Consider the following 12,990-nt stretch of genomic DNA (forward strand, 5'->3'; position numbering starts at 1 on the left):
GGGTCGCCACCGTCGGACCCCGATCAGTGCGAGGGTTCCTCTTCTTCCTCGTCCTCCTCCGCGCGGTCCTCGTCCTCCTGCGCCGGAGCCGGGACCGGCTTCCGCCGCCGGCGCAGCACCCACAGCACCGCCGCCACCGGCGCGGCCACCAGCAGGAACGGCAGCACGGCGGCCAGCGCCACGAAGATCCCGCGCACGATCACGGCCAGCACGTGCCAGCCGCCGCCCAGCGCCGAACCGACCGAGGCCCAGAAGCCGTCCTCCTGCTTCGGCGCGTCCGGCACGTCGTGGACGGGCTCCGTCTGCTCCCGCACGTCCAGTGCGACGGTGGACAGCGAGGTCCGCGCCGACAGCTCCTTCACCTGCTTCTGCAGCGACTCCAGGTCCGCCTCCCGGCGGCTCAGCTCGCTCTCCATGCTGACGATCTCGGCCAGCGTCTTCGCCTGCGCCATCAGCGCACGCACCCGGTCCACGCTCGTCTGCTGGCTCTGCAGCCGGCTGTTGACGTCCGCGACCTGCTGGGTGAGGTCCTCCGCCTGGCTGCGCCGGGAGACCACCTCGCCGAGCCCGGCCAGCTGGTCCAGCGTCTGCTGGAACGCCGCCGAGGGCACCTTCACCGTGATCTGCCCGCTCTGCGGTCCGGGCGAGGGACGGTCCTCCGGCCTCAGCGGCCCGCCGGGCCCGCCCGCCGAGGCCCGGCCGCTCGTCGTCTCGCTCGCCACGTAGCCGCCCGCCGCGAGGGCCAGCTCGCGCGCCCTCGCCAGCGCCTGGTCCACCCGCGCCGCCCGCACCGTCAGCTGCGCCGAGTACGCGATCTGCCGCGCGTCCACCACCGGCGCCGCACTCGCCTGCCCGGCCGGCGGCGCCTTGGGCGCCACCGAGGCCACCCCCGGCGCCCCGGCGGCGGCCTCACCCTTGGCCGCCTCCCCGACGGCGGCCTCACCCTTGGCCGCCTCCCCGGCGGCGGCCTGCGCCGGGGCGACCGCCGACATGTCCCCCGCTCTCCGCCGTCCTCGTCCTCGTCCCACGATCGAGCCCTCCCCGCCGTCCGATGCTTCCCGGCACCCCCTCCCGGGGCACCCACACCATTTCGACGGACCCCGCCCCGCTCCGGACCCGCCCGGGAGGTCGCAGCTCGATCACGTCTCGGCCGCGACCAGGACAAGGCGCCCAGCCGTCGGTACACCTGCGGACTGTGCGGGCCCGACCGCCCCGCAGCCGCTCCGGAGCCCCTACGGTCGGGCCCATGAGTGAGTTGCCGGACCGCTTGCACCTGCCCCGCGTCGAGGGCTGGTTCGCCGAGGACCTCGACCACCTGCCACAGGCGCCGCCGCACGCCGAACTGATCGACGGCGCACTGGTCTTCAGGATGTCCCCGCAGCGTTCGTGGCACAGCCGGGCTGTTACGGCGCTGACGGCGGTCCTGGAGGAACTGGTCCCGGACGGCCTCCTGGCCGAGCGGGAGATGACGATCAGGCTCGACCGGCGGAACCGTCCCGAGCCGGACCTGATGGTCGCGGCGGTCGAGTACGACCCCGACCGGACCTGGTTCGACGCCGCCGACGTGACGCTCGTCGTCGAGGTCGTGTCCCCCGAGTCGGCGCACCGGAACCGCACGGTCAAGCAGCGGAAGTATGCCGAGGCCGGCATCCCGCACTACTGGGTGGTCGAGGAGGAGGACGGCCTGCCGGTGGTCCACGTCCACGAACTGGACCGCCCGACGTCCGCCTACGTCGCGGCCGGGATCTTCCGCAAGCGGCTGGAGCGACCGGTGCCGTTCCCCGTCGACATCGACCTGGACGGGCTCGTGCCCGCCCGCAATCGGCGGAAGCGGGCGGATTGAGGCAAAGGTGTAAAGACCTGCGAGACTGCGGGGCATGGCGCAAGCACATGTCGTGGTGATCGGCGGCGGGATCGCGGGGCTGACCGCGGCCGCCGTGGTCGGTGGGGGTGCGGGGGAGCCGGCGCGGGCGCGGGTGACGCTGTTGGAGGCGTCGGAGCGGCTGGGCGGGAAGCTGTGGGGCGGCGAGGTCGGCGGGGTCCGGGTGGACCTCGGGGCGGAGTCGATGCTCGCCCGGCGGCCGGAGGCGGTCGAGCTGGCGCGGGCCGTCGGGCTCGCTGAGCAGTTGGAGCCGCCGACCACCGCCAAGGCCGCGATCTGGACCAGGGGCGCGCTGCGGCCGCTGCCCGGCGGACAGGTGATGGGTGTCCCCGGCGACCTCGCCGCGCTGGCGGAGTCCGGTGTGCTGAGCCCCGAGGGGCTGGAGCGGGCCCGGCACGAGGTGGTCGGGGAGGCGGTCGCGGACGATGTCGCGATCGGCCGCTACGTCGCCGACCGGCTCGGCCGCGAGGTCGTGGACCGGCTGGTGGAACCGCTGCTCGGCGGTGTCTACGCCGGGCGCAGCGACGAGATCTCGCTGCGCGCCGCCGTGCCCGCGCTGCTGCCGGTCGCCCGCGGCGGCGGATCGCTGGTCGAGGGTGTGCACCGGCTGGCCACCCGGCCGACGACCGTCGGCACCCCCGTGTTCCAGGGCCTGCGCGGCGGTCTCGGCACCCTGCCGGAGGCGGTCGCCGCGGCCTGCGCCGGGGCCGGCGTCGAGCTGCGCACCCGGACTGCGGTGACGGAGCTGCGCCGCACCTCCGACGGCTGGCGGGTGACCACCGGCGACGGCGAGGTGCTCGCCGCGGACGCCGTCGTGCTGGCCGTGCCCGCGCCGGCCGCCGCCCGGCTGCTGCGCGCCGACGCGCCCGCCGCGGCCGCCGAACTGGACACCGTGGAGTACGCCGGGATGGCGCTGGTCACCCTGGCCTTCCGCCGCGCCGACCTGGCGCGCACACCGGCCGGCAGCGGCTTCCTCGTCCCGCCCGTGGACGGCCGCCGGATCAAGGCGTCCACCTTCTCCTCCAACAAGTGGGGCTGGCTGGAGCGGTCCGCGCCGGACACCTTCGTGCTGCGCACCTCGCTGGGCCGGCTGCGCGAGGAGGAGCCGTTGGAGCTGGCGGACGAGGAACTGGTCGCCCGCTCGCTGGCCGACCTGGGTGAGGCGATCGGTCTGACCGCCCGTCCGTACGACACCGCCGTCACCCGGTGGCGGGCCGGACTGCCGCAGTACCCGGTCGGCCACCTGGACCGGGTGGCCCGGATCCGGGCGGCGGCGGACCGGGTGGGAGCGCTGGCCCTGTGCGGGGCCGCGTACGACGGCGTGGGCATCCCGGCGTGCGTCGCGAGCGCCCGGGCGGCCGTCGCCGCGCTCGACCGAGTACTGACCCCGCTGGCCGGGGCGAACGTCACCGAGAGGACAATGGGCGCATGACTGAGACCGCTGAGCAGCAGGCCGCCGAGCAGCCCGCCAAGTTGAAGGCGCGGGACCTGAACCAGGTCATCCGCTACACCATGTGGTCGGTGTTCAAGCTCAAGGGCGCGCTGCCCGAGGACCGCACCGGCCTGGTCACCGAGGTCGAGGAGCTGTTCGCCCAGCTGGACGCCAAGGACGTCACGGTGCGCGGCACCTACGACGTGTCCGGTCTGCGCGCGGACGCCGACATCCTGGTGTGGTGGCACGCCGCCGACTCGGACGACCTCCAGGAGGCGTACAACCGCTTCCGCCGCACCGGCCTGGGCCGGCAGCTGGAGCCGGTCTGGTCGAACATGGCGCTGCACCGCCCGGCGGAGTTCAACAAGTCGCACATCCCGGCGTTCCTCGCCGACGAGCGCCCGCGCGACTACGTCTGCGTGTACCCGTTCGTGCGCTCCTACGAGTGGTACCTGCTGCCGGACGCCGAGCGGCGCGCGATGCTCGCCGAGCACGGCCAGATGGCGCGCGGCTACCCCGACGTGCGGGCCAACACGGTCGCCTCGTTCGCGCTGGGCGACTACGAGTGGCTGCTCGCCTTCGAGGCGGACGAGCTGCACCGGATCGTGGACCTGATGCGCGACCTGCGCCCGTCCCGGGCCCGGCTGCACGTCCGCGAGGAGGTGCCGTTCTTCACCGGCCGCCGCAAGCCGGTCGCCGAGCTGCTCAACGGCCTGGTCTGAGCCCGGCCGCGAAGGGCCCCGTCCGTACCGGACGGGGCCCTTCGGCGTGTCAGTGGCGGCGCAGGGCGGCGCGCAGCCGGGCGTCGGGGAGGACGGCGGGGCCGTTCATCGCGACGGCGGTGAGCAGTTCGCGCTCGTCGTCGTCGGTGAGGCCGTGCTGGCGCGGCGGGCGGACCTCGCGGAGCACCTCCTGGCCGATCGGCGAGGCCCAGCGGGTGTACGGGTAGACGTCGACCCGGGCCATCAGCAGGGTGCCCGAGGTGAGCACCAGCGGCAGCGAGAACCAGGCCAGCGGGGTCAGCACGTCACCGTCGGCCAGGCCGCCGACGACCAGCGCCACGGCGAGCAGGACGACTGAGAGCAGCAGCGCCTGCCGGACCTGCCGGACCACCAGCACGGTGTGCCGCCGCACGGTCGCCGGGGTGGCCAGTCCGGCGAGCGAGAGCCGGCTGCCGATCTCCAGCACGGTGGGGTGCGCGGCCATCGCCAGCCGCAGGTCGTCGGTGCGGCACTGGCCCTCGGGGCCGACGGTGGCGATCACCGCGCGCTCCAGCCGGCTGCGGCCGCGCGGGTCGACGACCGTGGTCCAGCCGGTGTGGGCGAGGTGCAGCCGCCCCCGGGAGGCCATCAGGACGAGCGCGAGTTCGACCACCCGGTCCGGTCCGCCGGCCAGGTACGCCGTCTCGTACAGCCCGATCCCGACCGCCTCGGACGGCCGGGGGCCCTCCTGACCGGACAGCGCGTCGGCGGTGGCGGTCGTCCGGACGAGCCGGACGCAGGAGAGCACCGCGGCGACGCAGGCCGGGAGGAGGAAGAGCAACCACATGGGGTTGTTGTAGTCCCGGCCGCGCCGCACGCGGAACGCCTTCCCGGAGCGCGATACCGAACTGTGACGTCCGGTGGGCCGTCGGCTCCGGTCGGGGCTCAGGATCCGCAGCCCCCGCCGCCGCCGCAGCTGGAGCCACCGCCGCAGCTGGAGCCCGAGGAGGAGCCGCAGCCGGAGGAGCCCGAGGAGCAGCTGGAGCCGGAGGAGCCGGAGGAGCAGCTGAAGGAGCTGCCGCAGCCCGAACCCGAGGAACCGGAGGAGTCCGAGGAGTCGGAGGAGGAGCCGCACCAGGCGGTGGGGCCGGTCGAGCAGGAGGAGCCGGAGGACGAGGAGCCGGTGCCGGTGGAGGCGGCGACGGCCCGGGCCGACTGGTCGGCGGCCGCCGCGGCGAGCATCGCCTCGTGCAGTTCCGCGTCGCCGAGGCCGTCGGCACCGAGCAGGGCCAGGCCGCCGATCGCGACGGCGCCGAGCAGGACGGCGTCGGCGCCGCTCACGAACGCGCCGTGGTGCGGCTGCCAGGGCTTGCCGGTGTCCATCAGCCCGAGCTGGCGGCGCCCGGCCGGGGTGACCCGGCCCTTGGGCGGCCGGGTGACCAGCAGCGAGACCAGGCCGAGGACGAGCAGCAGCAGCGGGATCCAGAGTGCGGCGTGGTCGCTGCCGGGCTCGTCGGAGTCCAGCAGCGGGGCGGCGACGGCGAACACCGCGGTGACCGCCAGGGCGAGCCAGATCCTCCGGTGCGCGGTCCGGGCCCGGCGCAGCCGCTCCGGGTTGCGCAGCAGTCCCCGGGCGGCCAGGGCGTCGCCGATGGCCTGGACGGCGGGCGCGCGCATCACCGCGACGCGCAGCGAGTCGAGGTCCCGGCTGCGGGACGGGCCGATCGCGTCGACGATCGCGCCGTCGACCTCGTCGGCGGGCTCGGTCGCGGTCAGCGTGACCAGTCGGGAGCGGCTGACCACGATGTGGCCGCGCCGGTGCATCCGGACCAGGGCGGTGTCGAAGACCCGGCCCGGGCCCCCGGCCAGGAAGGCGGCTTCGAGCAGGGCGATGCCGCGGCCGGGCAGGCCCTTGGGGTTGCTGACGCGCCGTGCGGCCTGCTTGGCCTGCCAGGCGAGGAGCGCGGTGGCGGCCAGCAGGACGCCGGGCACGAGGTAGTAGGTGTTGTGCCACATGAGTGGTTCCCCCGGGTGGTGAGACATGGTTCGGGCGCGCGTGGCGCCGTCGTGGGGCGGTGGTGGGGCGGTTCCGGCGTGCGGTCCGGACGGACGCGCGGCCCGGGTGGGCGCGGCGTCGGGGCGGACGGGCACGGGTGCTGAGGAAGTGGTGCGGTTACGAGTGCGGGCGCGGGTGCGGGGCTCAGGCGTCCCGGCCGGGCCGCAGGGCGTGGCGCAGGCGGGCGAGCGGGCCGGGCCGGCGTTCGGACCGTTCCTCGGGCGCCGGGTGGAGCCAGCGTTCCAGGGCCCGCCGCTGGTCCTCGGACGGTTCCGGGCGCTCGGTGAGCGCCCATTCGGCGAAGGCCCGGGCGTCGGCGCGGTAGCCGCCGGTCTGCGGACGGCTGCGGGCGTAGGCGAGGAACAGCGGCCCGTACTGCGCGCCGAGCAGGCGGGGCAGGTCCGGGGCCACCTTGGCGGCGGTGTCGCGTCGCTTGGCGGCCAGGCCGGTCGCCTGGGCGCGCACCTGCGCCGGGTCGAAGCCGGGCGGCACCGGGCCGCCGGCCACCAGGGCGGTGAGCAGTTCGGTCTGCCGGGCCGCCAGCCGGGCCCGCGCGGCGTCGGTGGCGGAAGCGGTGTCGGTGGCGGGAGCGGTGTCGGTGCCGGGAGCGGAGTCGGTGCCGGACGTGGTGTCGGTGCCGGACACGGCGGTGTCCGCGCCGAGGGCGGCGGTCACCGGCCGCCCTCCAGCACCCGCCGGACGGCGTCGAGTTCGGCCGCCAGCTCGGCCGGCGGCGGGAACGCGGCGTCGCGCTCCAGCAGCACCCCGGGCGGCGCGACCCTGGCGCACAGTTCGGCCAGCACCTCCAGCACCGGTTCGGTGACCGGGTGGGCGTGGGTGTCGTGCCAGACACCGTCGACCATGGTGCCGCCCGCGACGTGCACGTAGGCGAGCGCCTCCAGCGGCAGCCGGTCCAGTTCGGCGGCCGGGTCGATGCCGAGGTTGACCCGGTTGGTGTGCAGATTGGCGACGTCGATCAGCAGCCGGACCCCGGTCCGCTCGACCAGCTCGGCCAGGAACTGCCCCTCGGTCAGCTCGTCGTCCGGCCAGGCCAGCTGGGCGGCGATGTTCTCCAGTGCCAGCGGCACCGGCAGCTGGTCCTGGGCGATCCGCACGTTCTCGGCGACCACCCGCAGGGCGTCGCGCGAGCGCGGCACCGGCAGCAGGTGGCCGGCCTCCAGGCCGCCGGCCCGGACGAACGCCAGGTGCTCGGTGACCACCGGGGAGCGGAGCAGCGCGGCCGTCCCGGCGAGCTTGGCCAGCCGGGCCGGGTCGGGCCGGTCGGCGCCGCCGAGGCCGAGCCCGACACCGTGCGGGACCACGGTGAGGCCCCGGTCGAGCAGGATCCGCAGGGATGCGGGGAGGTGGCCGTCGCAGATGTTCTCGGCGACGACCTCGACCCAGTCCAGGCCGGGCTGCCGCTCGACCACGGTGTCGATCTCGCTGCGCCAGCCGAGGCCGACGCCGAGCCGGCGCGCGGTTGCGGTGGTGCCGGTGCCGGTGCCGGTGCCGGTGCCAGTGGTGGTGCCGGTCGTGGTGCCCGTCGTCGTTGCGGGCGGCTGCGGAGCGGTCCGCAGGGCGGGGGAAGTCATCGGTGCGCCCCCTTCGGAGGGCTGGGTGGAAAGCCGTCGGTCGGCGCGGGCCTCGTCGCCAGGGCCACCGGGCTGTGGTGCTGAGCATGTCCCCGGACTGTGCGGCTGCCAAGCCTCGGCCGGTCATCTCAGAGCATTACTTGAGCTTGGCGTTGAGTCAATCCGCGTTCTCGGCCCGAATTTCCCGCATCGCCGCTGGTGGGGAGGGTTGCGGTGGAAAACGGGTTCGCAGGCGGACCGATGGTGGCTACTGTGACGCAGCTATGACACCGCTGAGGATTCGTGACTTCCGCCCCGAGGACGCCGATGCCGTGGCGGCCGCCCACCGGGCCGGGCGTGAACACCTGGTCGAGGCGCCCGAGATGTTCGTCTGGCTGAACGCCCAGCAGACGAAGGGCCACTACCGCACCTTCGTCGCGGAGCTGGACGGCCGGGTGGTCGGCTCGGTCCGCTGCGGGGTGGTGACCGGGACCACCACGACCGGCGTCGGCCACGCCAACGGCAGTGTCCTGCCCGAGTACCGGCGGCGCGGCGCCTTCACCGCGCTGCTGGCCGCCGCCGAGCGGCACCTCGCCGCGCACGGCGTGGTCGAACTGCACAGCTGGGTGGACGAGGAGCCCGGTCCGCGCGCCTTCGCCGCGGCCCGGGGCTTCGCCGAGGGGCGGATCGCCCACTTCGGCGCCCGGGACCTCGCCCGTCCGCTGCCGGAGGCCCCGCCGCTGCCGGCCGGCGTCGAGCTGCGCCCGGCGGGCGCCTGGGCGGCCGACCCGCACCCGGTGTTCCTGGTCGAGGCGGACGCGATCCGGGACGAGCCGGGCGAGGTCGTGATGGACGCCGCCGACTACGACGAGTGGCTGGCGGGCGAGTGGCACCGCCCGGCCTTCGACGCCGCGCTGAGCGTCGTGGCCGCGGTCGACGGCCGGCCGGCCGCGTTCACCGCCGTCCACACGGACGGCGCGGACCGGTACTGGTCGGCGTTCACCGCCTGCCACCGGGACTTCCGCGGCCGGGGGCTGGCCAAGCTCGCCAAGCTGGAGTCGCTGCGCCTGGCCCGGGAGGCCGGTCTGCGGCACGCGTACACCTCGAACGACGCGACCAATGCGCCGATGCTGGCGATCAACGCCTGGCTGGGCTACGAACGCTGCGCGAGCGAGCGGAAGTTCATCAAGCGCCTGGACGGCTGACGGGGGCCGGTCCCGGCCGGGGGCGGACCCCGTCCCGGCCGGGGACGACGGAGAGTGACGCTCGCCGGGCCGGCGGACTGAGCCGGACGGGTGAATCGGGTGCGCGGCCGGGCGCGGGCGCCGGGTCTCGGCCCGGCTCGGGAGTTCCCGGGGCTCTACGGGGCATCACATCGGCGCCGACAGTTCGTGCCCGAGTCATCGCGGGGGTGCCATGGAGATCCTGCTCCAGATCCTGGTCGGGTTCGTTCCGGCCGTGATCGGCTTTCTCGCGGCACGGTCGCTCGCCCGGACCCGGCTCTTCCTGCGCTACGGCTTCCTGCGCGCGCTGCTGGGCCCGTACAGCCGGGTGCAGATAGTCACCCCGAGTATCGACGTGGGCGAGTTCGCCTACGCCAAGGACGGCTGCCGGCTCACCAGTCGGGGGCCCCGGAACGTGCTGTTCATGCCGATGGCCGAGGCGCGGGCCATCGCCGAACTCACCGACCTGCTGCGGAAGATCAACCGCAAGGCCACCATCGAGCTGGTCACCGCGGGCGCGCAGGACCCGCGGATGCCGACCTTCTCGGTCGGCGGGCCGAGCGTGAACGCCTACTCGGCGGGCGTCCTGGCCACCGCCTTCCCGGACTTCAGCCTGGAGCACCCGCAGGCGGCCCGGGCCCGCTGGGGCGGGATGGCCTTCGAGGCGCAGTACAACGCGGCCGACGAACTCGTCCGCGACCACGGCTTCGTGTTCGTCACCCGGACCTCCCGGCAGGCGCCCTGCGTGGTGCTCTGCGGGGTCTTCGCCTTCGGCTCGGCGATGGCGGTGGAGGCGCTCGCGGCGGCCGGGCGGCAGTCCCCGCTGGCCGTGCTGTTCCGCTCGGGGGAGAAGGGATTCGTCGCCGTCGAGGGCCGGGTGATCGGCCTGGACACCGTGGACGTGACGGTGGAGGTCTGCCGCGTCCTGCCGTCCGGCTGACCGGGCGTCGGCCGTCCGCCCGGGCACGCGCTGACCGGATCCCGGAACGGCCGCGGGCGGCGAACCGGGAGGAAAGGGGCGGGACGGGAGAGTCCGGGTCGGGGAATGGCCGAAAACGCCAGGGTTTCGCTCCACCGCTGTCACATCATCGGCATAATCGCGCCCATGACGATCAACCGTGCGAACGTGAGCGCGATTGCCGAGGACCTGTACGTCTGGCTCCCGCCGAAGCGGGGCTGGGGACTGGCCAACTGCGGACTGCTCGCCGGGCAACGGACCGCGTTGTGGATCGACACCCCCTACGACCCCTCGCTGGCCGCCGAGTTCCTCGCCGAGAGCCGCAAGCGGCTGGCCGACGGCGTGGACGTCGACCGGATCGTCGTCACCCACGCCAACGGCGACCACCTCTGGGGCGCGGGCGTGCTGCCGGACGCCGAGGTGATCGCCACCCGCGAGGCGCTGGAGCACATCCACTGGGAGCCGACGCCCCAGCAGACCCACGCGCTGGTCACCGGGAGCGACCCGGACTCGCCGCTCGGCGACTACCTCCGGCGCCACTTCGGGCAGTTCGACTGGTCCGGGACCGATCCCGTCCACCCGGACACCGTCTTCCGGGGCGAACTGGAACTGCGGGTGGGGGAGTACCCGGTGCAGATCACCGGCCTGCCCGCCGCCCACACCGGCGGCGACCTCATCGTCCACCTCCCGCACCAGCGCGCGGTGTTCACCGGTGACGTGATCTTCGGCTCGACCGCCGCCCAGCCCGGCGACCACCCCTCGCACTGGGCCGGTCCGCTGGAGAACGTCATCGCCGCCTGCGAGCGGATCCTGGCCACCGGCGCCCGGATCATCGTGCCCGGCCACGGACCGGTGCTCGACCGCCCGGGCGTCCACGAGCACATCGCCTACCTCGGTCACGTCCGCGAGCGCACCCACGCCCTGCACACCGCCGGGCTCACCGCGCTGGACGCGGCCCGCCGGATCATCGCCGAGCAGCGGTACCCCGAACTCGGCCTGCCCGAGCGGCTGGTGCTCACCGTCGCCGCCGAGTACCGGCACCTGGACGGCAACGAGGTGCCGAACATCCTGGAAGCGATGAACCAGGTGGCGCTGGTGGCCCGTGAGATCGACGAGGACGCCGACCGCCGGGCGCCCCGCCCGCGCGCGGACAGCCCCGCCACGGCCTGAGCCCCGACCACGGCCTGAGCCCCGACCCACGACACCTGACCCACGACACCTGACCCACGGCACCTGAGCCCCGGCCCGCGGCAGCCGGCCGGCGGCAACCCGACCGAGCCCGTTCTTCGTACAAGGAAACTCCGAGGACGTCGATGACGCAGTTCCTGGTACCGGCCCTGGCGCTGATCGCGCTCGCCGCGCTCGTGGCCGCCGCGCTCCTGGCGCGCGGTCGCTCGCGCGCGGTGGCCCGGGCCGACGCCGCCGAGGCCGCCTCGGGCCTGGCCGCCGAACGCGCCCGCGCCGCCGAGGGGCAGACCGCCCGGGCCGAGCAGCAGGCCCGCGAGGCCGCGGCCGAGGCACGGCAGGCGGCCGTCGAGGCCAGCGGCGCGGCCGACCGCGCGCTGGCCGCCGAGGACCGCGCCCACCGGGCGGAGAACCGGGCCGCCGAGGCCGGACAGCGCACGGCCGAGGCCGACCACCGGGCCGAGGCCGCCGAGCAGCGCGCCGCGGCGGCCGAGGCCGGCGTCGCCGCCCTGCTGGCGGAGATCGGCCACCTCGCCACCGAGCGGGTGGCCGCCGCCGCCCTGCGGCTGAGCCACCCCAACGCGCCGATCGCCCGGCCGCTCGACGCCGCCGCCGTCGGCCCGGCCGCCGTGCAGGCCCTGCAGGCCGTCCTGGACGCGGCCTCCGCCGCCGTCACCGAGGAGCGGGAGCGCGTCGACGCCGCCGCCCGCTCCGCGATGCGCGGTGCCACCTCCAAGATCCAGACCCTGCTCTACCAGATCCAGAGCCTGGTCCAGCAGCTCCAGGACGACAACGACGACCCCCGGCTGCTGGAGGTCGACTTCCGCAACGAGGTCGCGCTGCGCCGGATCCAGACCGTCGCCGTGCTCTGCGAGGCCTGGCCGGGCCTGGCCCGCACCGACTCGCCGCTCGCCGAGGTGGTGGTCGGCGCGCTCTCCCGGGTGCCCGGCTACGCCCGCATCAAGGTGGCCAACCACCTGCGCGAGGGCCGGCTGGCCGTGGTGGCCCGGGCCGCCGAGCCGGTGGCCATCGCGGTCGCCGAACTGCTCGCCAACGCCACCGCCTACTCGCACCCCGAGACGGACGTCCCGGTCACCCTCCAGCAGGGCGGCCGGGGCGCGCTGGTGATCGTCGACGACAGCGGCATCGGGATGGAGGAGGACCAGCTCCGCCGGGCCCGCCGACTGCTGGCAGGCCCGTCCGACGTGCTGCTCACCGAGCTGGGCAACCCGCCGCGGACCGGGTTCGCGGTGGTCGGCAAGCTGGCCCGGCAGTACGGCTTCTCCTGCCACGTCGAGCCCTCCCCGTACGGGGGGATGCGCGCCCTGGTCCGGATCCCGGCCGGGCTGCTGACGGTGGTGGACGAGGAGCAGCCGCTGTCGGTGCTCACCCCGCTGCCGCTGCGGTCCGGCGCCGGTCCGGCCGGTCCGGCTCCCACCGCGGGCGGACGCGCCCGCGAGGGTGTCCCGGCGATCCATGTCGTCCCCCCGGTGCCGGACCTGCCGGGCCCGTCGGACCCGCCGCGCCCGTTCGACGGACCGTCGGTGCACGCCGTCCCGCCGGTGCGGGCGGTGCCGGACGAGCCCGCCGCGCCGGACGACGGCACCGGACTGCCCAGCCGCCGCCGGCGTCGGCCGGTGCCCGCGCAGCCCTCGCCCGCCGACGGTGCCGCGGCACCCGCGCCCGGCGCCGTCCGCCCGGTGCGGACGCCCGAGCAGGCGGCCGCCCGCTGGCAGGCGCTCCAGCACGGCACCGGCTCCGGCCGCGCCGCAGTCGCGGAGGCGGAGGCGGAGGCGGAGGCCGACATCGCCGAGGCCGCCGCGACCGAGGCCGACATCGCCGAGGCCGCCGCGACCGAGCCCGCCACCGCCGAGGCCGCCGCGACCGAGCCCGCCACCGCCGAGGCCGCCGCCACCGAGGCCGACGCCCCCCAGAGCCCCCACCCCCCGTCCCCCGAGGCGACCGGCCCCGCCGGCGCCGAC

General features: G+C 75.7%; 10 protein-coding genes and 1 pseudogene. 7 read left to right on the forward strand and 4 right to left on the reverse strand.

What is annotated here, in order from left to right:
* Nucleotides 1-23: 23 nt before the first annotated feature.
* Nucleotides 24-992: a DUF4349 domain-containing protein gene (locus ADK60_RS24000; RefSeq protein WP_053648813.1), complete on the reverse strand. Its 969-nt coding sequence runs from the start codon at nt 990-992 to the stop codon at nt 24-26.
* 254 nt (nt 993-1,246) lie between these two features.
* On the opposite strand from ADK60_RS24000, the gene ADK60_RS24005 reads away from it, so the two are divergent.
* Genes ADK60_RS24005 through hemQ form a run of 3 tightly spaced genes read left to right on the forward strand, consistent with a single transcriptional unit; the run spans nt 1,247 to nt 4,036 of the window.
* Nucleotides 1,247-1,843, forward strand: a complete 597-nt coding sequence (locus tag ADK60_RS24005; protein WP_053648815.1) for a Uma2 family endonuclease — start codon at nt 1,247-1,249, stop codon at nt 1,841-1,843.
* A gap of 34 nt (nt 1,844-1,877) precedes the next feature.
* Nucleotides 1,878-3,314 carry a protoporphyrinogen oxidase gene (hemG, locus tag ADK60_RS24010; protein ID WP_053648817.1) on the forward strand — a complete coding sequence of 479 codons (1,437 nt, stop codon included), beginning with the start codon at nt 1,878-1,880 and terminating at the stop codon, nt 3,312-3,314.
* Nucleotides 3,311-4,036 (forward strand): hydrogen peroxide-dependent heme synthase, encoded by a 726-nt coding sequence (gene hemQ / locus ADK60_RS24015; RefSeq protein WP_053648820.1) that lies wholly within the window; start codon nt 3,311-3,313, stop codon nt 4,034-4,036. The genes hemG and hemQ overlap by 4 nt, the downstream gene beginning before the upstream one ends.
* A 49-nt stretch (nt 4,037-4,085) precedes the next feature.
* On the opposite strand, the gene ADK60_RS24020 is transcribed toward hemQ, so the two are convergent.
* The 3 genes and pseudogenes from ADK60_RS24020 to ADK60_RS45835 all read right to left on the reverse strand — a co-directional run bounded on the left by ADK60_RS24020 (nt 4,086) and on the right by ADK60_RS45835 (nt 7,510).
* Nucleotides 4,086-4,892, reverse strand: a complete 807-nt coding sequence (locus ADK60_RS24020; RefSeq protein WP_234371230.1) for a TIGR04222 domain-containing membrane protein — start codon at nt 4,890-4,892, stop codon at nt 4,086-4,088.
* Between the two features lie 68 nt (nt 4,893-4,960).
* On the reverse strand, nt 4,961-6,031 hold the full coding sequence (locus ADK60_RS24025) for a TIGR04222 domain-containing membrane protein (protein ID WP_053648822.1): 1,071 nt from the start codon (nt 6,029-6,031) through the stop codon (nt 4,961-4,963).
* A 184-nt stretch (nt 6,032-6,215) separates the two neighbouring features.
* Nucleotides 6,216-7,510: pseudogene (locus ADK60_RS45835) on the reverse strand (MbnB/TglH/ChrH family RiPP precursor modification enzyme).
* A 416-nt stretch (nt 7,511-7,926) separates the two neighbouring features.
* Between ADK60_RS45835 and ADK60_RS24040 the strand changes: the two are divergent.
* The 4 genes from ADK60_RS24040 to ADK60_RS24055 all read left to right on the forward strand — a co-directional run.
* The gene (locus ADK60_RS24040) at nt 7,927-8,847 is read left to right on the forward strand and encodes a GNAT family N-acetyltransferase (RefSeq protein WP_063783247.1); all 921 of its coding nucleotides are present in this window, start codon (nt 7,927-7,929) and stop codon (nt 8,845-8,847) included.
* Between the two features lie 211 nt (nt 8,848-9,058).
* Complete coding sequence (locus tag ADK60_RS24045) at nt 9,059-9,805, forward strand: hypothetical protein (protein ID WP_045939913.1); 747 nt, start codon at nt 9,059-9,061, stop codon at nt 9,803-9,805.
* A 165-nt stretch (nt 9,806-9,970) separates the two neighbouring features.
* Nucleotides 9,971-10,993: an MBL fold metallo-hydrolase gene (locus ADK60_RS24050; protein WP_053648829.1), complete on the forward strand. Its 1,023-nt coding sequence runs from the start codon at nt 9,971-9,973 to the stop codon at nt 10,991-10,993.
* Nucleotides 10,994-11,136: 143 nt separating this feature from the next.
* A partial coding sequence (locus ADK60_RS24055; protein ID WP_063783248.1) for an ATP-binding protein occupies nt 11,137-12,990 on the forward strand: 1,854 nt, incomplete at its 3' end.

The sequence above is a fragment of the Streptomyces sp. XY431 genome, from assembly GCF_001279805.1.
Classification (GTDB): domain Bacteria; phylum Actinomycetota; class Actinomycetes; order Streptomycetales; family Streptomycetaceae; genus Kitasatospora; species Kitasatospora purpeofusca.

Excerpts from the sequence above, each read along its gene's own strand:
- ADK60_RS24040 (WP_063783247.1), top strand. The coding sequence starts at position 7,927 with ATGACACCGCTGAGGATTCGTGACTTCCGCCCCGAGGACGCCGATGCC.
- ADK60_RS24025 (WP_053648822.1), bottom strand. The coding sequence starts at position 6,031 with ATGTGGCACAACACCTACTACCTCGTGCCCGGCGTCCTGCTGGCCGCC.
- ADK60_RS24005 (WP_053648815.1), top strand. The coding sequence starts at position 1,247 with ATGAGTGAGTTGCCGGACCGCTTGCACCTGCCCCGCGTCGAGGGCTGG.
- hemG (WP_053648817.1), top strand. The coding sequence starts at position 1,878 with ATGGCGCAAGCACATGTCGTGGTGATCGGCGGCGGGATCGCGGGGCTG.
- ADK60_RS24000 (WP_053648813.1), bottom strand. The coding sequence starts at position 992 with ATGTCGGCGGTCGCCCCGGCGCAGGCCGCCGCCGGGGAGGCGGCCAAG.
- ADK60_RS24050 (WP_053648829.1), top strand. The coding sequence starts at position 9,971 with ATGACGATCAACCGTGCGAACGTGAGCGCGATTGCCGAGGACCTGTAC.
- ADK60_RS24045 (WP_045939913.1), top strand. The coding sequence starts at position 9,059 with ATGGAGATCCTGCTCCAGATCCTGGTCGGGTTCGTTCCGGCCGTGATC.
- hemQ (WP_053648820.1), top strand. The coding sequence starts at position 3,311 with ATGACTGAGACCGCTGAGCAGCAGGCCGCCGAGCAGCCCGCCAAGTTG.